This is a genomic window from Arthrobacter alpinus, from assembly GCF_001294625.1.
Taxonomy (GTDB): domain Bacteria; phylum Actinomycetota; class Actinomycetes; order Actinomycetales; family Micrococcaceae; genus Specibacter; species Specibacter alpinus_A.
This window is the reverse complement of the sequence record NZ_CP012677.1, coordinates 724584-749215: the sequence shown is the minus strand read 5'-3', so window position 1 is coordinate 749215 and position 24632 is coordinate 724584. Positions and strand designations below refer to the sequence as shown.

The 24632-nt window shown below is 63.8% G+C and carries 13 protein-coding genes; 4 read left to right on the top strand and 9 right to left on the bottom strand.

Annotated elements, in window-relative coordinates; all coding sequences use genetic code 11:
- Window positions 1-4: 4 nt before the first annotated feature.
- The 5 genes from AOC05_RS03180 to AOC05_RS03160 form a co-directional block, all read right to left on the bottom strand.
- Entirely contained in the window at window positions 5-976 is a 972-nt protein-coding gene (locus AOC05_RS03180; protein ID WP_062005630.1) for an AAA family ATPase, read from the bottom strand.
- Window positions 977-1115: 139 nt separating this feature from the next.
- Window positions 1116-7211, bottom strand: coding sequence for an Ig-like domain-containing protein (locus tag AOC05_RS03175; protein ID WP_062005628.1), 6096 nt, complete (start codon window positions 7209-7211; stop codon window positions 1116-1118).
- Window positions 7212-7340: 129 nt separating this feature from the next.
- Entirely contained in the window at window positions 7341-13478 is a 6138-nt protein-coding gene (locus AOC05_RS03170; RefSeq protein ID WP_062005627.1) for an Ig-like domain-containing protein, read from the bottom strand.
- Between the two features lie 158 nt (window positions 13479-13636).
- On the bottom strand, window positions 13637-14521 hold the full coding sequence (locus AOC05_RS03165; protein ID WP_062005625.1) for an alpha/beta hydrolase family esterase: 885 nt from the start codon (window positions 14519-14521) through the stop codon (window positions 13637-13639).
- A 3-nt stretch (window positions 14522-14524) separates the two neighbouring features.
- Window positions 14525-15256, bottom strand: a complete 732-nt coding sequence (locus AOC05_RS03160; RefSeq protein WP_062005623.1) for an SGNH/GDSL hydrolase family protein — start codon at window positions 15254-15256, stop codon at window positions 14525-14527.
- 403 nt (window positions 15257-15659) lie between these two features.
- On the opposite strand from AOC05_RS03160, the gene AOC05_RS03155 reads away from it, so the two are divergent.
- Together AOC05_RS03155 and AOC05_RS18705 are read left to right on the top strand one after the other, a co-directional pair.
- Window positions 15660-16604, top strand: coding sequence for a DUF222 domain-containing protein (locus AOC05_RS03155; RefSeq protein WP_062005621.1), 945 nt, complete (start codon window positions 15660-15662; stop codon window positions 16602-16604).
- 67 nt (window positions 16605-16671) lie between these two features.
- The gene (locus AOC05_RS18705) at window positions 16672-17853 is read left to right on the top strand and encodes an HNH endonuclease signature motif containing protein (RefSeq protein WP_082357716.1); all 1182 of its coding nucleotides are present in this window, start codon (window positions 16672-16674) and stop codon (window positions 17851-17853) included.
- On the opposite strand, the gene AOC05_RS03145 is transcribed toward AOC05_RS18705, so the two are convergent.
- From AOC05_RS03145 to AOC05_RS03135, 3 genes are read right to left on the bottom strand one after another with little or no spacing between them, the layout of a single operon-like run.
- The gene (locus AOC05_RS03145; protein WP_062005617.1) at window positions 17759-18838 is read right to left on the bottom strand and encodes an adenylate/guanylate cyclase domain-containing protein; all 1080 of its coding nucleotides are present in this window, start codon (window positions 18836-18838) and stop codon (window positions 17759-17761) included. The two genes, AOC05_RS18705 and AOC05_RS03145, sit on opposite strands and share 95 nt — an antisense overlap.
- Complete coding sequence (locus tag AOC05_RS03140) at window positions 18822-19436, bottom strand: PH domain-containing protein (RefSeq protein WP_062005615.1); 615 nt, start codon at window positions 19434-19436, stop codon at window positions 18822-18824. Before AOC05_RS03140 ends, AOC05_RS03145 begins: the two co-directional genes overlap by 17 nt.
- Window positions 19429-20337, bottom strand: coding sequence for a biotin--[acetyl-CoA-carboxylase] ligase (locus AOC05_RS03135; protein ID WP_062005613.1), 909 nt, complete (start codon window positions 20335-20337; stop codon window positions 19429-19431). The genes AOC05_RS03140 and AOC05_RS03135 overlap by 8 nt, the downstream gene beginning before the upstream one ends.
- Window positions 20338-20562: 225 nt before the next feature.
- Between AOC05_RS03135 and AOC05_RS03130 the strand changes: the two genes are divergently transcribed.
- Together AOC05_RS03130 and AOC05_RS03125 are read left to right on the top strand one after the other, a co-directional pair.
- Window positions 20563-22146, top strand: coding sequence for an acyl-CoA carboxylase subunit beta (locus AOC05_RS03130; protein WP_062005611.1), 1584 nt, complete (start codon window positions 20563-20565; stop codon window positions 22144-22146).
- Entirely contained in the window at window positions 22143-22397 is a 255-nt protein-coding gene (locus AOC05_RS03125; RefSeq protein ID WP_230085543.1) for an acyl-CoA carboxylase subunit epsilon, read from the top strand. Before AOC05_RS03130 ends, AOC05_RS03125 begins: the two co-directional genes overlap by 4 nt.
- Before the next feature lie 23 nt (window positions 22398-22420).
- Here AOC05_RS03125 and AOC05_RS03120 read toward each other — a convergent pair whose 3' ends face one another.
- Window positions 22421-24556, bottom strand: coding sequence for an FUSC family protein (locus tag AOC05_RS03120; RefSeq protein ID WP_062005609.1), 2136 nt, complete (start codon window positions 24554-24556; stop codon window positions 22421-22423).
- Between the last annotated feature and the right edge of the window lie 76 nt (window positions 24557-24632).

Below are 24632 nucleotides of genomic sequence, written 5' to 3'. Positions count from 1 at the left end.
TTGTTTAAGCTGTGGCGCGTTGCTGCGGTGCGGCGACCTCGGCCATGACCCGGCTCAGGACAACTTCCGGCGTGGCTCCGGCGAACTCCGCTTCAGGGTCCATGACAAAACGGTGCATCCACACGTAGGGGGCAAGTTCCTTGATGTCGTCCGGCAGCACGTAGTTGCGGCCCTTGGCGGCCGCCCACACCTTGGCTAGGCGCACCATGGCGATGGCGCCGCGGACGGAGACACCCAAACGGGTTTCCGGTGCGCTGCGGGTCTCTTCACACAGGCGCGAGACATATTCGAGCACTGCAGCATCGGTATGCGTGGTGGCAGCAAGATCGGCCATCTCCGCGACGGCCGCTGGGGTGATGATGGCCTGCATGTTCGACGTCCGGTCACGCTGGCCGGAACCGGAGAGCAGTTGCACCGTGGAGGCGTGATCGGGGTAGCCAATGGAGGTCTTGATCAGGAAGCGGTCAAGTTGAGCCTCGGGCAGGCGGTAGGTACCAGCTTGCTCAATGGGGTTCTGGGTGGCCAGGACCATGAACGGGCGCCCCGTCTCATATGTGGTGCCATCGACTGTCACCCGCGATTCTTCCATGACCTCCAAGAGTGCAGACTGCGTCTTCGGGGAGGCTCGGTTGATCTCATCGGCCAGTACGATCGTGGCAAAAATCGGCCCCTTGTGGAACTCAAAGATCTGCGTCTTTTGATCGTAAATAGTGACACCGGTGACATCGGAGGGCAGCAGGTCCGGGGTGAACTGGATGCGCGAATTCGAGCCCTTGACCGTGGCCGAGAGGGCGCGCGCCAGCATGGTCTTACCGGTGCCCGGGGCGTCCTCAAACAAGACATGTCCTTCAGCCAGCATGGCGGCCAGTGTCAGGCTCACCACATGCGACTTGCCCAAGACTGCCTGCCCAACATTGGCCACCAGCTTTTCAAATGTTCCTGCAAACCACGTGGCCTGTTCGGGCGTCATGGACATATTGTCTCCTCTTTCATTTGCTCTGCATTTCTAAATGCCTGCTCGAAAACCTGAAGTAGTTTATCCAATAATTGGGGTTATTCTGCATTCGGGCTCGCCTACCGAGCCGGCGGCACTGCCCCAGGCTCAGCACTGCGACTCAACACTGCGGTATTCCGCTTGTACTGGGCCTGTTGGTGGTGGCTACTTGGACGTGGTTCCACGTCTCATAGCCCGGAGTGATGATGTGGTACCAGGGTTGGCTTCCCCAATTCCTGTAACAGTTCACTTCGACCGGAACGTTCGTGTCCAACCATTGCGAGGTGCAGGTGGGTGGCGGGCCGGGGAAGTAGTGATTTTCGTTCCCGGTAGCGATATCCAGGCAGCTTCGAACCGGCGATGCCTGGACCGTCCAGGAAGTGGGCTTCGGCGGCGTCTGTGCCCCGCTCCTGGGCGTCACAGTTTGCACCGGACCAAAGGTGCCCACGGAGTTGACAGTCCTAGCGTTGATGGTGACAGTTTTGTTGAATGCCCCGGTGTTGTAGCTGGCGCTGCCATTGCTGGCCTTGGCGGACCATGCGCCACCGTCGACCTGCACCTGGACACTGACCGTGTCCGTGGCCCCGCCAGGGTAACTCCAAGAGTAGGAAACTAGTTGGCTGTCCTGCGCACCGTTGCCCCCACTAAGACCTGCCGTCCCCGGGACACCGTACGGCGTGGTCGCGCCGGAGGTAACACTGCCGCTCTTCTCGGCCGTGGCGCTTGAAGTCACCTCGATGGTGACGGTGGTTGAGGCTCCATTTGAGGCAGTCAGCTTCGCGCCGGAGGCGATGGCCGTTGGTGTGCCGCCGGGAGACACCGTTGCCATGTACTTCAATTCACCGGGAGTGGAACCACCCAACGCCGCACCACTGGGCGGGGTGAAATTCACGGTGATTTCCCGCCCGGCGGCGCCCGTGTTGGAGGGGGCAATGCTCAGACCGCTGACAGGCCCGGGGGCACTTACGGAGCGTCGGGCCTTGGATTGTGGGCTCAGGTCCGAGATGTCAACTTCCGTGGATACGGCCACGGCAAAGGTGTAGTTGCCTGTGCCGTTGGGCAGTGACATGACGGCGGTGGGCTGGGTGGTGGTGGTGACCCCCTGGCTGGCGCCATCGAGGTATTTGGTCACCGTGTAGTTCTTCAGGATGCCGCCGTTGAGGTTCGGCTGCACCCAATCGAGCTGAACCTGGTTTGCCGAGCCTAGGGTGTTCAGGACCTTCAGGACCGGCGCCCCGGGGGTGAACGGCTTGCCCGCGGGTTTGCCTGCCAGGGAGTAGGTGCTCCACGCCGACGGTTCCGGGGCACTGTTCACTGCCTGCACCCGGAATTTGTAGTCGGTGCCGTTCGTCAGGCCCTTCCACGTCAGCGTGGTTCCTGCCACCGCGGTCTTTTGCGGGTTTTGCCCTGCCGGGGCCGGGGAGATCTCCACGTTGTAGCTTTTCACGGGTGAGTATTCACCCACGGGTGCCACCCAGCCCAGATCCAAGCTCAGGTCCCCACGCTTTACCGTAGGAGCGGCGGGAGTGTCTGGGGATGCGTCGGGAGTTGCCGGTGCCGATGCCTTGGAGAACTCGGAACTGCCCACGGCGTTGTTGGCCTTGACCGTGAAGGTGTACGGCTTGGCATTGGTGAGCCCGGTGATCAGGCACGTGTTGGTGGCGCACTCCTGTGTGCCGCCGTCGCTCTTCATGACCGTGTAGCCGGTCAGGGGCGAACCGTTGTCAACGGGCGTGGTCCATTGCAGCATGACCTGTTTGCTTTTGACTTCCTGCACGCGCGGCGCCGCGGGGATGCCCGGTTTGCCCTTGACGTTCAGGGTGATCTTGCCATCCACCCAGCGGTTCTTGTCCCCCGTCTTGTCCTCGATGGTATAGCCCACCACCACGTTGCCGGTGAAATTCTCCGGGGCGGTGACATTGACCTTGGAGGAGGTTTTTTCCACCGCCGTGCCGCTGGCGCCGGTGATCAGTTTGACATTCACCAGTTTCAGGGCGGTGTCGGGGAACGGGTTGGTGTCGTTGGCCAGGACGTCCACGCTTTCCTGCCGGCCGGCGTGGGCATCGGGCACAGTGTCCTCGTTGGCAACAGCCAGGGGCTTGGTGGAGGATATGACGCGCACACCCACGGAGGCTTTGACGGGATCGCTCTTGCCGTCGGTGACCTCGAAGTCCAGCGTGATCGTGGAACCGAGCTTGGCGTCCTTGCCAGTGGCCACGTTCAAGGTGGCCCCGTCCAGGGAAGCGGTGATGTTCGCCGGCTTGTCCCCGACCAGTTTGAAGGTCAGCTTGTCGTTTTCGGGGTCGCTTGCCAGCCTGGCCAGATCCAGTGTGGCCGATTCCAGCTGCGCCACCTCAAGCTGCGTCCCCGTCACCTTCGGCGGCAGGTTCTTGGCCGGCGACGGCGTCACCTCGGTCATGACCGTCAGGGTTGACTTCAGCCCGTCCGGATCGTCGGGCCCGGCGCCGTCGCTCACCTCGAAGGTGATGGAGCCGGGTCCGTAGAAGTCCGGATTTGCCGCGTACACGATCCCGTCGCCACTGGCGTTCACGGCATTGGCCGACGGCGCACCAATCAGTTTGATCTTGTCAGCCTGGGTCAGGCGTGGGGTGCGGCCCTCACGAACCTTGACGTAGTCCAACAGGTTCAAGGTGGCTGAGGTGCCTGCCGCCAGCTTGATGGGATCACTCTTTTTTAGCACCGGGTACTGGGCGCCCGTGCCTGGCAGCCAGATGATGGCGGTGGCGCTGAGCTTGTCCTGGTCGGTCACCGTATACGGGATCATCTGCGGTTCGGGGAGCAAGGTCACGCGCACGGTCCCGGCGGATTCTATGCTGGCGCTCTCGCTGGGCCGGGTCAGGGTGACCTTGAGGTTCTCTGCGACACCGTCGGGGTCTTCGTCGTTTTTGAGCACCGGGACCTCAACGGTGTTCTTGCCCAAGGCCTCCTGGACTGAGACGGAGTCGTCGCGGGCAATGGGTGCGCGCAGGGGGGCCTCGGGGGTGACCGTCATGCGGATGTTCGCCTTGACGGTGGCACCGGAAGGGTCAGCCACCGTGTAGCTCATGGTGACCATGCCCGGGGCGGACGGTGAAGTGACAAGCACCCGGCCCTGCTCGGTGACCGAGGGTTTCATCTCCTCGGGGCCCTCAAAGCCGTCCTTGCGCACAGCCAAGGTGTCGCCGTCGGGGTCGGCATCATTGAGCAGCACATCCAGGGCCACCTGACGCCCAGGCCTGATGGTGATGTAGTCATCTTGGGCCTTGGGCGGGTGGTTGTTCCCTTCCGTGGGGGCGATGCCCACCTGGACTTGGCCTATGCCCTCAGCCCCCAAACGGTCCTTGACCTTGTAGGTGAAGGAGTCGGTGCCCGCCGAGTTGCCGGCCGCCGTGTAGGAGATAAAACCGTTACCGACAACCGCCGTGCCCAGGGCTGGCGGGGTGTCGATACCAAGTAACTGGACGGAGTCGCCGTCGGGGTCGATCCCGTCCAACGGGATCTGGATGCGTGTGGAGGATCCGGCGATGACCCGGCCCTGAACGTTGCGCGGCGCCGGCGGGAGGTTCCGTTCGGGGTCCTGTGCCATCACGGTGATGGTGACGGCCGCGGAGTCCGCCTGCCCGGAGGTGTTGGTGATCTTGTAGATGGCGGAGTAAGTGCCCGGGGTGTCACCGGCCAGGAAGCGCAACGAGTTTTGATCCACCCACAGTTTGCCGGCCGACTCGTCGGGGGCCTGGGTGATTTCGGGACGTTTCAACACGTCTCCGTTGGGATCAGAATCGTTGGCCAGCACGGGGATGCGCACCACGTCGCCCGTGCGGACAGTGGCGGCATCTTCCTTGGCGATGGGCGGCTGGAGCGTGGAGGGCGCCGGAATCGTCACCACGGCGATGGTACCCACGGCCGTGGCGTGACCGTTGGAGATGGTGTATTTGATCGAGACGGGTGCACCGGTGCCGCGTACGTCGGCGATCTTGACCACCTTGTGGTCAAGGACGGTCACGGAGAGGCCCGCTTCCTCGGGGACCTCCACGGAGCGGACCACCAGGATACCCCCGGCCGGGTCCGTGTCATTGCCTAGGACATCCACCAGGACGCTACCGCCTGCTGGCAGCATGGCGGTGTCCTTTACGGCGATGGGAGCCAGGGAGTCATCCGGGGCCACCACGTCGATGCGGATCAGCCCGGTGGAGCTCTGCGGCCCGTTGGTCACCTGGTAGTTCAGGTACACGGCCCCGGGTGTGGAGGAGGTGAAGGTGAAGGTTCCGTTGTCGGAAATCGGCGAACTCGTGCCCACCGTGGGCTTGTCCACACTGGCAAGGCGCAGCTCGCCTCCGCCGGGGTCCTGGTCATTTTTCAAAGGCGCCACCACGGCCGTGCGTCCTGTCACGACCCGCACATAGTCGGCGTTGGCCACGGGGGGCACAGCCCCGGAGGGCTTGACCGTGACGGTGATCTTTTTCTCGGTAACTGCCCGTGTGTCCGAGACCGAGAGGGTGAGCGTCTTTTGGCCCACGCTCTGGCCGTTGTCGGCGTAGCTGAGCTCTCCATCCGGGGTGAACTTCACCTCTGCTGTGTCGTCGCCGGCCGTGGCACCCACCAAAAAGATGTCATCGCCGTCAGGATCAATCATGTCGGCGAGCACGTTTTGGCTGATCGTCTGGCCTTGCACCACCACCATGGAGGTAGCACGCATGGATACCGGGGCGGAGTTTTCACTCTCAGGGACCACCCGGATCGAGACTGCGCCCGGTGCGGTCCCGCCGCGGCCGTCGTCGGCGGTGTAGTTGAAGCTTTCGCTGCTAGCAGGGGTGCCTGCCGGGACCGCCAGCTGCAGACCCGTGCCACCGTAGATGGTTTCCAGCTCCCCCGCCTTCAGCGGAGCGCTGACGTCGCGAACCGTCAGGACGTCACCGTCAGGATCGGAGTCGTTGTACAGCACCGGCAAGATGGTGGTGGACCCGGCGCGGACGCCAAAGGAGTCGGCGGCAGGTTCCGGGGGCCTGTTCGGCTTGGTCCGGTCAGGGAGCGTGTTCACCACGTTGGGGTCTGCAGAGTCCTTGTCGACGTCGTCCGCCTTCTGCTTGTCGGTGGTGAGGTCGTCCCAATTATTGACCAGCATGAGGTTGTTGTTGACCAACCACACGTCTCCACCGGTCATGTCATTCAGGACCACCACATCCCGGTTTTGCCTGAACACCAAGGCGGAGCCGGCACCGGCCTTCGGGATGGCTTGGGCTTGATTGTCTTGGCCGGCGCAGTACAAAAGGTACTCGTTCACGCCCTGCCATGCTGCATGCACGCAGCCGTCTTGCGCCACGGGGGCTATGGGCTTGCCCGCCGCCTTCAGGGACGTTCGCACGCCCTGCCCGCCACCTAAGGGCTGCACCATCAGGCCCTTGGAGGTTTCCACGGCCACCGAATCGCCGGAGGCACTGGGGTGCTGCACACGCGCACCCTTGGCATCGGGGACCGCGACCTTCTTGTTGCCGGGCAGGAACAGGGTGCCGCCGTCGGGATCCAGCACCACTGCCTTCTCCCCCACGGCGGTCAGCTCCAGATTGGCGGAATCCGGCAGCCCGTCAATTATTGCCACCGCCGATTCCAGCGTTTTGCCTTCAGGGTCCACTGTCAGGGTGGTCAGTTCACCGGCTTTGGGGTTCAGCGCAAAAACAGTGCTGGCGCTGGCCTCGCCATCTTTGCGAACCACGACTGCCTGGGCGTTGGGCATGTCGGTGAGGGCGGCCTTGGTGGTTTTCTCACCGAAGGAGCTCACGCCTTTGTTGGAGGTGACCCACACTTTGCCGGAGGCCGGGTCGGCCACGGATGTCACAAGGGTGCCCAGGGAAACTTGTTTGGAACCACCCAGTACCGCGTCCTGACTCAGCGACATGGCGGGGACGTCCACCTGGTTCAGGAGGGTGCCGCCGTCGTTGTTCATAAAGACGCTGCCGGCACTTTGCAGGACGTTGAAATTCTCGGTGGTAGCGGTGAAACCGCCATCGAGCACCTTGGATTCGGCGTTGAGGTGGGCCACCATGTTCATGCTGCGGTTGGTCACCCACACGCTGCCGTCATTGAGGTCAACATCGGCCCTGGTGAACCCGGGGTAGATCACCGCACCGGCCACCACTGTGGCAATGGCCGCCAGCATGCCACTGGCACCAAGGAACTTTTTGTTCCGGTAAGTCTTGGCGGACAACGACGCTAATGACATGGACTATCCTTGCTCGATTGCTTTGCACTGCTGCGGGCCGGATCGTGTGCACATCGGCGCCCCGGATTAGTTTATCCACTTATTGGTGTTATTCACCAGTTGAGGGACAACAGCACGGGCGCAGAAGACTCAGCATAGCGGAATCGGCGCGATGGGGTGGGCGTTTCTATCCGTGTTGAAGGCGTCCCATCGCGCGTAGAGGCCGTTGTTCGCCGCGTTTGGCCCACTTACTTGCCTATACCACGGGCCTGGCAGGGACCCTCCCCTGTTGATGTAGCACGTTGTCGTCATGGTTTCGCCCCTGTTTAACCAGTGGCCGCCATTGCAGCCGTTGCCGGTCCAGTTGGTCCCGCCGGCAGGATCCATGCAGGAGTCGTTGCCGGAGTTCGTCAAGTTCCACTGCGTTACGGGGGGCGGCGGGGCCGATCCTGCCCGTGAGGTCACCGCCGGGGAGCCGGCGCCGCAAGCACCTGCATGGCAGGAGCGCACGCTCAGCGTGGCGGTGTCGTTGAAGTTGCCGGTGGCAGTGGAGTAGATCCTATTGCCGCCCACGGAGGCCCACCCCGCACCGTTAAGGCTGATCTCGTACCGGACTATGTCACTGCCGTTGGCGTTGGCCACACCCCAGCTCCAGCTGACCGTCTTGACCTGTGCGGGGGCGGTGGAACCGGCCACCGTCGGCGCAAACGGCACTCCGTATGGTGCCACGGTGCCCGAGGCGGCCGAGGCGTCACCGGCGGAGGACCAGGACCCTGCCGTGGCTTGGGCCCGCACCGTGGCGTAGACGACTTCGGCATTGGGTGAAGCCAGCTTTGCTCCCGAGGGCACGCCGCAGGCTTCGGCTGCCGTGGACAGCTTGACGCAGTATTGCACCTCCCCCGCGGCATAGCCGTTGAGTTGGTTGGCGCTCAGTGGCGTGTACGTCACGGTGACGTAGCCGCCATTTCCGTTCGGGTCCACAATGCTGATTGCGGGGGCCGCCATGACATCCACCTTGCCCACGGCACGCTGCGGGGCGGACGCGGCGCCATAGGCTGTGGTGCCTGCCTTGTTGGTGGCCCGCACCCGGTATTGGTAGCCCTCGGTGGAGGTGCTGACCGAGAACGTGGCGGTGGTATTCGTGACGATTTGCGTCGTGGCGCTTTGGCCACCGCCCGTACGCTCCACCTCGTAGGCACTGATCGGGTCACCGTTGTCAGTGACCGGCGGCCAGGTCACAGCCACCTGGCTGTTGGTTCCCACCGCAGCCCTGGTGTCGACCCGGGGTATGGCCGGGACGGTGGGCAGGCCCGCGGGAATGACCGACGCCGAGTATTTGCCCCACTCGGAGGGGTTCGGGGCGTTGTTGATAGCCTGGACCCGGAACTGGTACTCGGTGCCGTTGGCCAGACCTGTCCACGTCAGCTTGTTCCCGGTGACGGCGGACTTTTGGCCGTTTTGTCCTGCCGGGGCGGGCGAGATCTGCACATTGTATTTGGTCACGGCGGAGAACTCGCCCACGGGGGTCACCCATGAGAGGTCAACCTGCTGGTCGCCAAAGAGGGTCTGTGGCGCTGCCGGGGCGTCGGGCATGCGGTCGGGTGTGGCACTGACGGAGGACGGCGACGGCGCGGACGTGCCGACGTCGTTCGTGGCAGTGACAGTGAACTTGTACGCCTGGGCATTCTTCAGTCCCATGACGGTGCAGGTGTTTGCTGCACAGTCCTGCCGGCCGCCCACCCACTCAACCGTGTACCGGGTGATGGGCGATCCGTTGTCAGCGGGCGGGACCCACTTCAACAGCACCGACTGGTCCTTCTCCTCCACCACCTGCGGCTTGGAGGGGGCGTCCGGCTTGCCCTTGACGGTGATGCGAATGCGTCCGTTGGCGTACCTGTCGGCGTCCTTGGTCTTGTCGGCGACGATGTAGCGCACCACCACCGTGCCCTTGTAGTTGGGCTCGGTGTTGACAGTGACGGAATCGTCCTTGTTGCTGACGGTGATGCCCGGGCTGCCCGTTTCCATGGATGTCCCCACCACCTTCAACGGGGTGTCGGGGAAGGGGTTCACATCGTTGAGCAGCACCTTGATGACTTCTTCGCGACCCGCGTGGGCGTCAAGGATGATGTCATCGTTGGCAACGGGCAGCGGCTCCGGGGAGGAAGTGGCCTTGAGTACGACGTCGGCGGCCACCGGTTCACTGTTGCCGTCGGTGACTTGCAGCCGGATAGTGCCTGTGGCGCCCACCTTGGTGCCGTCATTCTGGGTAGCCGTCAGTACGGTACCCTTCAGCTCCACCTTGAAGCCCGCCGGGGCTGCGCCTGCCATGGAGTATTTGAACTTTTCCTTGTCGCCCGGGTCTACGTCGAAGGCCAGCGGCCCCACGTCCAAAGTGGCTGTCTTTTGAGCCGGAACCTCGAGCGTTGAACCGGTAAAGGTGGGAGGAGTGTTCTCCTTGTCCTTGTCCGCCGCATCCGAGGACGCGGGGTCAACGATCGTCATGACGGTCAGCGTGGACTTCAGGCCGTCTGGGTCATCAGGACCAGTTCCATCGGTGACTTCAAAGGTGATGGACCCCGGGCCATAAAACTTGATGTCCGCGGCATAGTTGATGCCTGCGCCGTCGCCCACAATGACGTTGTCGTTGGCGGCGCCTAAAAGTGAGATCTTGGAGGCCTCGGTGAGGCGGGGTTGGCGCCCTTCCCGGACCTGCACATATTCGGAGAGCTTCATGGTGGCGCTCTGGCCCGCCGTGACACGGATGACGTCGTTCTTGCCCAGCACCGGGTACTGCTTGTCCAGGCCTGGCACCCAGATGATGGCCGTGGCCTGCAGGCCGTCCTGGTCGGTGATGGTGTAGGGGATCATCTGCTCGGCGGCTTCCAACGCCACACGCACCGCGCCGGAGGAGGTGACGGAGGCGCTGGTGGTGGGCATGCCGGGGGCGGAGACCACACTGACCTTAAGTGTCTCGCTCACACCGTCGGGATCGGCGTCATTGTCAAGGACGGGCACGTCAACGGTGTTCCTACCCAGCATTTGTTTCACCGTGACCCGGTCGTCGCGGGCGATGGGCGCCTTCAAGGGCGCGTCCGGGGTGACGGTCATGCGAATGTTGCCGGTGGCGGTGGCCCCGAACTTGTCCACCACCGTGTACATCATGGTGGCCACGCCGGTTTCCGTGGGCGAGGTCAGCACAACCTTGCCTTGGGGCGAGACGGTGGGCGCCATTCCCTCAGGACCCCTGAAACCGTCCTTCACCAGTCCCAGCACGCCGCCGTCGGGATCGGAGTCGTTGAGCACCACGTCCAGGGCTACCTTGCGCCCCGGCCGGATGGTGATGAAGTCGTCCTCCGTGACGGGTGGGTGGTTCATGGCCAAGGGAGGCGCCACGCCCACATCCACGCGGGCGATGGCCTCGGCGCCGAGCCTGTCACGGACCCTGTAGGTGAACGTGTCCGTCCCTGCAGAACTGCCGCCGGCTGTGTAAAAAATGTAGCCGTTGCCGGTTTCCGCCGTGCCCAGTTTGGGCGCCTTGTCGATGCCCACCAGTTCCACGGAGTCCCCCTCGGGGTCAATGCCGTTCAGCGTGACAGGGATCTTCACCTTGTCCCCGGCGATGACCCGGCCCGTCAAGTTTTTGGGTGCCGGCGGCAGGTTGCGTTCCGGGTCGGCGGCAACAATGGTGATGTCGACGGGGGCAGAACCCATCTGCCCGGAGCTGTTGGCCACTTGGTACACGCCGGTGACCTTTTTGGGCGCCTGCCCGGCAATGTAGCGCAGCTGGTTTTGGTCGGCAAAGAGCTTGCCGGCGTCCGGGTCACCGGCTTCCACCACAACAGGAGCCTTGAGTACCTCACCGTTGGGATCGGTGTCGTTGGCCAGGACGGGGATGCTGACAACGTCCCCCACCCGAACGACGGCGGTGTCCGGCTCCACGCGCGGAGGCAACAGTTTATCTGACGCCGGGATCCTGATGACAGAGATTTCCCCGACCGCACTGGCGACGCCGTTGGAGATGGTGTATTTGATGCCCAGGGGTCCGTTAAGGCCCCGCACGTCGGTGAGCTTGATGACGTTGCGTTCAATGATGGTGGCCGAGATCGGCGCCCCGCCCGGGACATCCACCGACTGAATCACCAGCACACCATTGGCCGGGTCCGAGTCGTTGCCCAGCACATCCACCAGCACGGAACCGCCCGACGGGAGCATGGCCACGTCTTTCACGGCCACCGGAGGCCCGGCGGTGTCGGCGGGGTCCACATCGACACGGATCAGACCGGTGGCGCTCATGGGCCCGTTCGTCACCTGGTATTCCAGGTATACCGGGCCCGGCACGGTGGCGGTGAACGTCACGGTGCCGTTGTCCGCGATCTTGGACACGGTGGCGTTGGCGGGCTTGGACACGCTGGCCAGGCGGAGTGTGCCACCAGCGGGGTCCTGGTCGTTTTTCAGCGGTGACAGTGGCACGGGCTGGCCCACCACGGATCGGAAGAAGTCGGCGTTGGCCACCGGCGGCACCGTGCCACCCACTTTGACGTTGACCTTGACCAGTTGTTCGGTGCTGGCCTGGCCGTCGGAAACCGTGATCGTCATGGTCTTCAGGCCGGGGCTTTCGCCGTCGTCGGTGTATTGGAGCTCACCGTCGGGGCTGGTCTTGATAACGGCGCTCTGATCGTCGGAGACGGCGTCCGTCAAGAAGATGTCATCGCCGTCGGGGTCGATCCAGTCGGAGAGCACGTTTTGGCTCATGGTCTGGCCCGCCTCCACCACCATGGTGGAATCACGCACAGACATCGGCGGCGAGTTTTCACTGGGCGGAACCACCCGCACGGACACGTCGGCACGGGATGTGCCGCCACGGCCGTCATTGGCGATGTAGCCGAACTGCCCGGAACCTTTTTGCCCTTCCGGAACGTTGACCTGCAGACCAGTGCCACCATAGATGGACTGCACGGCACCTATGGAGGGTTCGACGGCGGGGGGCTCCACCGTGAGCACGTCACCATCGGGGTCGGAGTCGTTGAACAAAACCGGCAGGATGGTTGTTCTCCCTGCCCGGACGCCAAAGGAGTCCGGGGCGGCCTCCGGCGGGCGGTTTGGTTTCGTCCTGTCCGGCAGGGTGCTGACCACGTTAGGATCGGCGGATTCCTTGTCGGCGTTGTCAGCTTTTTTCAGGTCCGTCTTCAGGTCATCCCAGTTGTTCACGAGCAGCATGTTTTGGTTGACGAGCCACACATTGCCGGTGTTGATGTCGTTGAGCACCACCACGTTGCGGTTCTTGCGGAAGACGAACACTGAGGTGCCGCTCGCTTTGGGGATGTCGATGAGATCCCCGCTGTCCGGGCACGCCCGCACATACTTGTTGGCCCCGGACCAAGCGGCGTGGACGCAATCGCCCTGTACCACGGGGGCCACAGCCTTACCGGTGGAACCCAACTCAAGCACCGTCGCTGCGGACCCGTCCAAAGGTTGACGCAGTAGTGCCGTGGCGCTTTCCAACGCCACAAATTTTGCGTCATTTGTTGGTTGTGCCAACAGCGCACCCTGGGCGTTAGGGACCCCCACGCTCTTGCCGCCGGGCAGGAACAGTTTGCCGGCCTCGGGCGAAAACGCCACAGGATTGCCACCGGCCACGCTCAACTGCACGTCTTTGAATCCGGCCAGGCCCGCCAGGTTCACCCGCTTCTGGGAGGCGACCTTGCCGGCGTCGTCCAGCACCGTGGTGATCAGGTCCCCGGACTCAACTTCAACTGTGTAAATGGTGTCATCCGGGGCGGTCACGGAAACGGCGCCGCGCAGTCCGGTAAGAACCGGGGCCGTGGCTTTGTCATTGAATCCGGGCACGTCCAGGTTCGCCACGGCCCACACCTTGCCGGCGCCGGAATCGCTCAGTGCAACAATGTTTCTGCCCTGGGAAACCTGTTTTCCGCCGCCCAAGGTGGTTTCCGAGGCCATGGCCATCATGGGGATGTTTACGGGGTTCAGCAAGGTGCCGCCGTCGTTGCCCATGAAGACGTTGTTGTCGTTTTGGACCACGTCAAAGTTGGTGGTGGTGGCCGTGAATCCGCCGTCGAGGACCTTGGACTGGTCGTTGAGGTGGCCCACCAGGCCGTCGGCGCGGTTAGTCACCCAGACACTACCGTCATTGAGGTCAACGTCGGCGGTGGTGAACCCCGGATACACGATGGCACCTGTCACCACTGCCGCCGAAAGAACCAGCGCACCAGTTGCGGTGAACAGCTGTTTTTTACTGGCGGACCGGGTGAAGAGGTGGTGCAATGCCATGGCTAACCTTTGAATCATCCGAATCGGGAGGGCACTCGGGTGTGAACCATCCGTGAACTGGGATAGTTGCGGCACCGCCATTATCCTAGCTGATTGCTCCACACGATCGATTAATCGATTTTTGCTGGCGACTTATGGGTTGCTGGCGGGGCGCCCGCTTAGCCACGCAGGACTGGGAAGGCCTCCGTCAGGGCTTGTGCTGCGCTGATGTCCAGGGTGGTTCTACCCAAAACAAAAATGGCACTTTTGTGCGGGTTGGGGACCACGTGCCCGCCGCCAACAACCGTGTACAACTTCACCGGATCCCGACCCTGTTGTGCGTAACTGGTGAGTGTGACGTACGTGCTGCCGCTTTCTGCTCGGTGCGGCAGGCGTGAGACGAGCGGCGGGGCAGTGATGTTGTTCCGGGCGGCAAAATAGCGGGCGGTTTCCGGAGCGGACGGTCCCCTGTTCCTGAAGCCGAGGCCCAGAAAACCGGCATCACCGTTGTAGGGAACCACCAGGTCCCGTGTCCCGTGTATCAGCACCACAGGCATCGGCTGCTGTTTGTCGGCAAAAGCCAACCCACCAGAACGGGGAAGGGTGGCACTGAAGATGGCGGCGCCGTCGAGCTTCCCAGGAATCTCATGGATCATCCGGATCACCAGCTGCCCGCCGTTGGAGTAACCGGCCGCTATGACGGGAAGGAGGCCGTGCAGCTGGTGAAAATGCTCCACTAGCGCCGCCATGAAGGACATGTCGTCCACGGCCCCGGCGCCCGCACGCGCATGGTTCCAGACACTCCTGTGGCCATTGGGGTAGACGACGGCCACGCGGCCGCTCACCGCCAGGCCGTCAAGGCTGTGCCCGCTAAAAGCACGCAGCTTGGGCCCCGTCTGGTTGGAGCCGTGCAAGAAAATCAGGACAGCGGCAAGCTCGGGGGTGGGCCCGTTATTTCTCGGGGCGGCCGTGACCATGGAGTAGCTCCGTTCCTGCCCGTCAACCAGTATCCGGTGATCAGTGGCCATCAGATCGGCCGTCGTCCACGCATGCTTGTTGCCCATGGGTCATGTGCCTTGGGTGGAGGGCGCAGCTCCGGTGGCGGGCGTCGCCTCCGAGTACTTCTCGATGAGGTTCCTCATCTGCACCTGAACATAGCGTTGGCCGGCTACGGAAAGGTGTACGCCATCTGGGCCCACCAGCCCGGGGGCTTGACCCAGGAACCAGCCTTGGGCGATGGGATCCACGAAGGTCACCCCTGCAGCCCCTGCTGCCTTTTCCACCGCGTCCCGGACTGCCAGCGTTTGCGCGTCGGGCATGTCAGTGTACGACGGCGGCCCCACCACCAGCAGCGTGGCCCCCGGAGCTGTTGCCTTGGCTGCGGCGTAGGCTGCCATGGCTGCGTTGGCTATGGCTGCCGGTTCTTTCCCCCGGTCATTCACCGAGCCAAAGAACAGGACCAGCCCGGTGTTGTCCTCCACTTCCTGCTCCACCTGTGAACCAAACGTTGAGCGGTTGTCCCCGATGGCCGTATAGCCACTGCCATTTTGCGCGGCGCTTTTCAGGTCCGGTTTGTGGTCTGTGTCGTCTGTGTCGTGGGGATCGGCGTTGATCAGTTGCGGCCAGGCATACTCCGGGGACGTTCCGTAGCCAGTGCTGAGCGAGTCGCCAATGACCACCACTTTTGGGTTGTGAGCGTGGTTGGACGCCGCTTGTTCGGGTGCCGTTGGGTTGACGTTGCTTCCTTGGCAGCCAAGCAGGGACAGAATGAGCCCCGATAACCCCACAAGCAAGGTCACGGAGCCTAGCTTCAGTCCCTGCCCCGGCCACGAACGGGCAGACGCTGCCCCCCGGCCATGTATCCTCATGCACGTCACCCGCCCGACAATTGTTGAATCTGCTTTCCCGCCCCCGGCGAACCGTGGCATGAAAACCAGAGTACGCTGCCATCCTCATTGTTTCCTATGGATCTGTTTCCCATGGCTTTGTTCCCCATGGATTCAATCCACTGCGTGACACAGGTCTAGGGGCATTACGCCGAGTTGACTTGGTTGACTTGGTTGACTTGGTTGACTGATTGGCTGCCAGAATTCATTGGTGGTTCCTTGATGGTTCCTCCACATGCTAGTAATTGTGGGTAGTTGTCCATTTTCTGGTATTAATCTTCTAATAGTGTCGGTGGGTGCCGGTAAAGTTAGGGGTATGGAAGCAACGGCAGGGAGGCCGGGTTATCCCGGATCCACAGGTAGCGGCACTGGTATTGGTGGGCACATCCACCAATTACTGGCCCTTGCCACGGCCCTAGCCCGAACGGCCACCCCGAGCTTTGCAGGCACCGGCCCTGCCACGGCTCCTGCCAGCACTGGCCCTGCCACGGCTCCTGCCAGCATGGCTGAGGGGTCCTCGGGGGTCGGGCGGGCCCCGTTCGGGTTGGAGCTGGGTGCGCTCAGCGATACCGAGTCCATGGACTGGGCACAAACCCTCGAACATCTCTCCCGGCTCCTGGCCGGGCTGGGGGTGCAGGCCGCCGCGGACCTCGCGGACCGGGTCCGGGCCGGCCGGTACGACAAAGACGGCTTCCGGACCCCGGCAGAGCTACTGACCAGCTCCTTGAAACTGGGCCGGGGCGAAGCCCACCGCCGGCTCCGCCTAGCCGAGCACCTCCTGCCCGCCACCGATGGTTTGACCGGCACCATCACAGCCCCGACACAGCCGGTGCTCGCAGCAGCATTCTTTGCCGGAGACGTCTCACTCGAGCAGGCACTGATCATCTCTTCCTTCACCGACGAAGCCACCCACCTAGCCCAAGCCGGCCAGATCCCGGAAGGCACAGACCGGGAACTGGAGGAAACCCTCACCAGCTACGCCCTGGTAGAGCCCCCAGACTTCCTACGCCCCCTGGGCCTACAAGCGGTGAACCTGCTAAACCCCGACGGGCAACGCCCCACCGAGGGTGAACTATTAGCCAAGCAAGGCATCTTCTTCCGCCGCCCCCACCGCGGACTGGTCGGCTTCGACGGCCATCTCACCATCCTGCAATACGAAACCATGCTGGCCAGCATCGACTCCGCCACCAACCCCAACCAACACAAACACAAACACAGACACAGACACAGGCGCCGACAACGGCAACGGCAACAGTGCTGATGCTGGCACCGGCAACTCTGGTGCTGGTGCTGGTGCTGGTGGTGGTGGTGGTGGTGGTGTTGGCGGCATGGGCCCGGAGAGCTGGCCGCCACCCTCGCAGGGCCCGGCCCCGGCATGGGCATGCCCCGGCAGTCAGGAGCCCTTCACCACCGGGTGGGAACCCACCATCGATAACAACGAGGACTGGTCCACGATCCACGCACCCCACCACCCACCCAACAACCCTGGCGGACCTGACAACTGCGGCGGCCCTGACAACCCTGGCGGACCTGACACCACCCAGGACCGTGGTGCCCGTCCGTGGCCACACCTACTCAATGGCACCAGCGTGCCCGAACCCGGCAGCGAAGAAGACCTACCCGGCCTAGACCCCATCGATCCACACTCCACCGACCCAGCCGTAACCGACCGACGCACCCACGGACAAAAACTCCTCGACGGGCTCATCGACTGCCTCAAACTCGCCGCCCGCACCGGCCTACTCCCGATCACCGGCGGCCTCAGACCCCAAGTATTCATCAGCACCACCCAAACCGAACTCGAACGCAAGAACACCGCCGGGGAACCCCTCGGCATCGCACTAGCCCCCTACAGCGGCCCACAACCCCTAGCAGCCTTCGCCGAAACCCTCTGCGACGCCGACATCACCGGCACCATCCTCGGCGACGGCAGCGAGATCCTCAACGTCGGCCGCACCCAACGCCTCTTCACCACCGCACAACGCAAAATCCTGCTCGCCCGCGACCTCGGCTGCACCTTCCCCGACTGCACCAAACCCGGAACCTGGACCGAAGCCCACCACATCATCCCCTGGTACGAAGGCGGGGAAAACAACATCAACAACGCCGCACCACTCTGCGGCCCCCACCACACCCTCACACACCAAGGCCACTGGACCGTCCGCCTCAACCAAGGCATCCCCTTCTACACCCCCAGCTACAACGTGGACCCCACCCAACACGAACGCCGCAACACCTACCACCACGGCACCCCCCGCACACAAAACCCCACCAACCAAGACCACCAGGATCTCGACAAGCGCGATCACCGAAGACACACACGACCAACGTTGGGTTGGGGAGAGGGTTGGGCTGTTGGGCCCACGACGGCGAGGGACCCGCTGCGAGCTTGCGAGCAGTGGGAGCCGGTGGGGATTAGTCGACGACGATTCCCTGGCCGCGGCCACGTTGGAGCAGAACCGGGGAAATCTCACCAAAACCGCGTACGTGTTCCATGGGCAGTTCTGTGAGGATGAATCTGTCGTCACCAGCCAAAGATGCAGCAGTGACCGAGTCAATCAACACGGTGCCAGGTTCGGCGAGCGAGGTCAGACGGGCTGCAAGATTCACTGTGGGCCCGTAAATGTCACCCAACCTTGAGAGCACCCGCCCCCAGACCATGGCCACGCGGGCCTCGGGCAGGAAATCATCGGCTTCCATCGCTTCAGCCAGCGCCAGGGAAATCTGGGCACCAGCCACCGGGGTTTCACAATTGAACAACACCTCATCGCCGATGGTCTTCACCAATCGCCCGCCACCAACGCTGATGATCTCGGCGCAGACGTTTTCAAAACGTTGCACCAACTTGGCCAGGGTCTTCTCATTCATCCGGCGAGACAAGGAGGTGTAGCTGACCAGGTCGGCGAACCCCACGGCGCGGGCCAGCGGCAACGGGGTGTCGTCTTCGTCCCCGTCGCGGCCCAGGGCGCTTGCGGCCAAGCCTTCTTCGGCCCGCACGGCAAGACGTTGAACGCCGGCATTGAGCTGGCGCCGGTACGAATAGACCAGCAATTCTTCCAACGGGGCAATCAAGTTTGGCAATTCGGACACCACGGCACGGCGAGCCTCGGCGTCACTGACTCCGTGCTCGGCCACCAAATCCTCGACGAGGGCTTCAATCTGCCACACCGCCATGCGGTCCGTCATCTGACCAATGGAACGGGTGACAGAGATGGCGGTTTCCTCGGTCAGCAGACCCTCCCTGACCATGGTGACCACAAGTGCCAAGGCGTCCTGGTCACGTTGGGTGAACGCGACGTCGTCGTCCCCTAGATTGGGGAAGCCCATGGCGCGCCAAATTTTGCGAGCCGAGAGCAGGGAAACGCCGGCACCGGCGGCAACTTCGCGCCGACGCATGGTGCGTTCGCCGCCCAATAGCTGGGCTTCGAGGGCTTGTGTCTGGCTTCGTGAGGCGGGTAGGAGCGAGGGCTCGGGGGGATTATTGCTCTCTTCCAAGCTTGCGTTGCTCCTTTCCTATTGATTGGCTCTCACTGGGGTCGACTTCCTCAGCGTAGTACCCCTGACCGGGTGCTGGCTGAAAGGACGCACGGAACAATTTCATCCACGCCTCGTGTGTGTAGTTCTTGAATTCTTGAATGTGCGGGACATCGTGGACGGTCCGCACTCCCCCGGTCACCATGTGAAAGTCCAACTCCCCGGCCCCCACCATGCGTTGGCGTAACTTTTGGCGCGTGTCGACACTTTGCACCCGCGCCAGGACAAAGTCATCTTGGCTCCTGCGCAGATTTCCCCGCCGAATCACCATGCGCTGGTTGGTGAGCACATACCGGGTGTTGGCCCAGCGGATCACCCGCCGCACCGGGTAGGCGATTTCTATCAACAGCACCGCTGTCAGCAGCAAGACGATTCCCGGCTCACGCAACTGTGCCGCCCCGGGTGCCCAGCTGGCGAACTGTGCCGATTGCAACTTCGCCAGAGCCGCGGAGGCCGCCACTATCAGCAGCAGCCCCATCGTGATGGGCCAGACCAAGATGCGCGGATGCGGCCGGCATTTGACGCTGACCTGTTCACCCTCGACCAGCCAGCTACGCATAGCCCACATCGGTCCCGTCAACGCGCCGCAAGTGGACAACGTCCCCTGCGCTGACCTTGTGGATGGTGCCGTCATCGGCCTTGACCTCCAGCCCGCCGTCGCCCCCTAGCCGCACAGCCGTGCCATAAAGCATTTCGCCGCCAGGAAGTTCCGCCCTGACAGCTGTTCCCAGGGTCGCCATCAGTGCCGAGGCCAGCGAATGCGCGGACTCGCCCCCCGCTAACGGGCGTAGGGCGTCGCCGCCCACAGCCACAAAGTCCTGATACAGGCGGGCAAACCGGTTGAGGTAGGCGGGCAGAAGCACGTTTCGATCAAGCATCACGGCACCAGCCAGTGCCAGCGAGGTGGCCCGTTCAACGGGCAATTGTTCGCGTTCCTGGCTGATGTTCACGCCCGCTCCGACGACGACGGCGGGACCCGGCCCTGCGCCGTCGCCCTCGGGAAACACCACCTGCGCCAGGATGCCGGCAAGTTTGCGCCCGTCTACCAGCACGTCGTTGGGCCATTTGAGCGCGGCAGGAACACCGGCATCAGCGTTCACGGCCTGGCACAGGGCGATGCCAGCCAGGATGGAAAGCCATCCGTAGCCAGTCGGTAGGAAGGCCGGAACACCCGGGTGTGCCGAAGCGTCCACGGGTCGGAGCAGGACACTTGAAATCATGGCAGCCCCGGCGGGAACCTCCCACGTACGTCCCAGTCGACCCTTGCCGGCACTCTGCGAATCGGCGATCAGCACACTGAGATCGGGCCACCGGGCTGGCTCTTCGGCGGCGTGGGCTGCCAGGTCCGCGTTCGTGGACCCCGTTTTTCCCAGCACCACGACACGCCGAAAGCCGCCCAAAGGGTATGTGAGCGCACGGTCAAGGGCACTGTTCTCCAGTGCGGGAATTGTGCGGATCATGGCTCAATCCTATCCGGCGTGGCGCGGGGTTCTGGCACAGCCGGGGCGCTGCGGCCGGACCGATGCCCCAGCGGTGGAGGAACCTCAGATTGTGAACCGTCGACTTTGTAGGGTTTCTACACAGTCACTGACCATATCGGTTACTAGACTGTCAGTAGTGATTGCCCTTTTGTGCGTTTCCTACTTAAGGGTTGCTAGCCGTCAACAACTTGAGCCGGAGTACCTATGAGCCACGACCTTTCGACAACTGCAGGCAAAATTGCCGATTTCCGTGACCGCTTGGCTCAGGCGGCCATCCCCTCCGGTGAGGCCGCCGTCGAAAAGCAGCACGCCAAGGGCAAGAACACTGCCCGCGAGCGCATTGAGATGCTCGTTGACCCGGACTCCTTCGTCGAGTTCGACGCCCTCGCCGTGCATCGTTCGCACGCCTTCGGCATGGAGAAGAAGAAGCCCCTGGGCGACGGCGTCGTCTCCGGCTACGGCACCGTGGATGGCAGGCTAGTGGCCCTGTACAGCCAGGACTTCAGTGTCTACGGCGGTTCGCTGAGCCAGGTCAACGGCGAGAAGATCGTCAAGGTCCAGGAATTTGCCATGCGCAACGGCTGCCCCGTGGTGGGCATCAATGACGGCGGCGGCGCCCGCATCCAGGAGGGCGTGGCCTCACTGGCCATGTTCGCGGACATCTTCCGCAACAACGTCCACGCCTCGGGTGTGGTCCCGCAGATCTCCCTGATCATGGGCCCCTGCGCCGGCGGCGCCGCCTACTCCCCCGCCCTGACGGACTACGTGGTCATGGTGGATAAGACCTCCCACATGTTCATCACCGGACCCGACGTCATCAAGACCGTCACGGGCGAGGATGTCGACATGGAGACCCTCGGCGGCGCCCGCCAGCACAACACCACCACGGGTACGGCCACCTACCTGGCCGCCGACGAGGCAGACGCCATCGAGTTTGTCCGTGAACTCCTGGACTTCCTGCCCTCAAACAACCTGGCCGAGGCCCCCGTCACAGAGCATGAGCAGGAGCTGGAGCTCGACGACGCCGACCTCGCCCTTGACGCGTTGATCCCGGACTCCGCCAACCACCCCTACGATATGCGCCGGGTCATCGAGCAGGTTCTCGACGACGGCCACTTCCTGGAAATGCAGGCACTGTACGCCCCGAACGTGATGATCGGCTACGGCCGGATCGAGGGTCACACGGTCGGCATCGTCGCCAACCAGCCGATGCAGTTCGCCGGCACCCTGGACATCAACGCCTCCGAGAAGGCTGCCCGCTTTGTCCGCAACTGCGACGCCTTCAACATCCCCATCATCACCCTGGTGGACGTCCCAGGGTTCCTGCCCGGCAAGGATCAGGAATTTCAGGGCATCATCCGCCGCGGCGCCAAGCTGCTCTACGCCTACGCCGAGGCCACTGTGCCCAAGCTGACAGTGATCACCCGCAAAGCATACGGCGGAGCTTACATCGTCATGGGCTCCAAGAAGCTCGGCGCCGATTTGAACCTGGCCTGGCCCACCGCCCAGATCGGTGTCATGGGCGCCCAGGGCGCCGTCAATATCCTCTACCGCCGCGACCTTGCAGCAGTGGAGGCCGACGGCGGCGACGTAGAGTCACGCCGGGCCGAGATCGTCCGTCACTACGAGGACGAACTCCTCAACCCCTACCAGGCCGCCGAGCTTGGCTACATCGACGCTGTCATCGCCCCCTCCGACACCCGCATCCAGCTCATCAAGGGCCTGCGCGCCCTGCGTGACAAGCGGGCCAGCCTGCCCGCTAAGAAGCATGGGAACATTCCGCTGTGACGAACGAGAACAGCCCGGCGATCGAGCCCGTCCCGGCGGGATTTCTCCAAGCTCAATCACCGCTGCTCACCGTGACCAAGGGCAATCCAGACGCCGAGGAACTAGCGGCGGTGACCGCCGTCGTGCTTGCCATGCAAAGTGGCGCCGACGCGGCACCGGAGCTCCCGCCCACGCGGCAGTGGGCCCGGCGCACGCAACTCAACCTCGCCCCCAAGCCGGGACCGGGTGCCTGGCGTCGTTCGGTCCGCTGACCCAGAGCACGTGCCAGCGCGTCTCAGTCCTGGTTCACCGCGCCTCCCTTGGCCTGCCCGCGCAGCAGGTGCACCATGGTGTCCAGGGCGTTGGCGATCCTGTCCGCGGCATCCAGGACCGCAGGGCGCAGCGTCCCCGGCCCCGGGGCAACTGCGTCCAGGGAATCCTTCAGGAGCACGAACGCGTTCCGCATAGCTGGGGCGCCCTGTGGATTTGAGCCGGCAAAAACGGCATTTTCACAGGAAACAAGCGCGGTTTGGCAGTCGGCCACGAACGGCGCCAGCTTGCCCAGCAACCCCTCCACAGGCTGGCCCTGGGCGTTCATGGACTGCCGGGCGGCGTCAATGATCATGACCGCCTGAACCATCACATGGCTCTGCACCAACACACCCTCACCAATATCCAAGGTAGTCCGTGCCGCCACTGGCTCACCCCGGGTACGCTCCAACGACGCCAGCGCGTTGGAGCGTGCCAGCCGGGCCGCACTGCGGGCAGAGTCCAGCTTGGTCTTGCCAGCTGTAGTATCAGCCACCAATGCCAGGTAGCGTCGGTACGCGGCCAACATTTCACCAATCCGGGCGGGCAGGTAGCTGCGTTCCCAGGCCGGCCACACCACGGTGGCTGCAACGGCCAGCACCCCGGCCACCAGCGTGTCAACCATGCGCGGAACCACCACCTCCTCGGCAGGATAGCCTGCCAAATCCAGCAGCGCCACCAAATAGGCGGCCGTCCAAGTGCTCATGAAGAACGCGTTTGGCGCCCCGGCCAGGCGCACCCCAAAGACAAACACCACCACCAGGGCCACAACGGCCAACCGCCCGCCAGGTGCGGCCAGGTACACCGCCCCGGTGCCGATGCCAAGCCCCACGAGCGTTCCGGCTAGACGGGCACTTGTGCGCTGGAGAGTGGCAGCAAAGTCCGGGCGCAGCAGCAACAACACCATGAGTGAGATCCAGTAGCCCCTGTCAGCGCCGGGGAGCAGCCGGGCCAGCCCGTCAGTGGCCGTGACCAGCAATGTCAGACGGATAGCGTGCCGGGCAATGGCCGAATCCCAGCGCAGGTTGGCCCGGACCACCTGCACCGGGGCCTGCACCGCCAGACGGATCCGCCCTACGCGCGCGGCAACCTCGCCCACCCGGCCCTCCACGGCACCCGGCGTCGCCATGCGTCCACAGGCACGCAGCTGGCCCGCAAGGGCCCGCGCGTGCACGGCGGCAAACCGTCCCGTAGGCGAATCCGGATACCCCGCCATGACGTCTTCGAGGCCAGCCAGTGCTTCCTTGACGGGCAGCAGCTGGGCGGGATCGAACACCGATCCCTTGCGCAGGCATGCCGCCACAGCGTCAAGGGCCGTCCCCGCAGCGGCCAGAAGCCCGTACACGGCGTCCCGATGGTCCAGCCTGTCCACGCGCTCAAAGCGTTCAAGACAGTAGGCGAGCGCCATGATTTCCAGCCGGATCCGCTCCGCCTCGTCGAGCAGCCCCCGGTAGGACTGCATGCTGGGACCGTGGCCGTGCCCAATTCCTGTGATGGTGGCCCGCGCCTTGTCCAACAACGTCCCGGCCCCGGGGGCCGCCATGCGGGGGTGCGCCTGCCGGGTCCGCGAGGCCAGGCCGCCGTAGAGCTCGGCCAGTACTGCCCGTTCGGGGGCGTGCCGGTGCAGCGGCCACCCGGCGATGGCCAGCAGGCTTTGCAGCAGCCCGGCCGCCACCACTAGGGCGGCAATGCCCAGCGCGTCGGCCGGCGGCATCGGGAACCGGTTCAGCACAATGGCCACGGCCGTGGCGGCGATCCCGATTTGTGAAACATTCACGCCCAGCGAGAGCGCCATCCCGGTGATGAAGGCCAGCACCGCGATGAGCAGCAGCGACGCCGGCACCGAGGGCGCGCACAGCACCGACAGTCCGCCTGCCAGCCCGGCGGCCAGCGAGGTTGCGCTCATCCGGGCCAGCCGCAGCCGGTAACTGCCCGGCCTGTCCGCAAACGCGGCAAACATGGCCCCCACGGCCCCAAAGACGGCTATGGCGGGGTTGCCCGCGGCAATCCCCAGGACCAACGGGACGCCAACCCCGAACGCGTTGCGCCCCGCAACGACAGGGTCCGACTGGGAAAAATCAAAACGCAGGGATCGCTTAAAAGTCGCTGAGACTGCTTGCATGGCGGACACAAAGCTAAGTATTGCAGTCCGCGGCGTTTGGCAACACGGTGCCCGGCTGCCAAGTAATAAGCTCGTG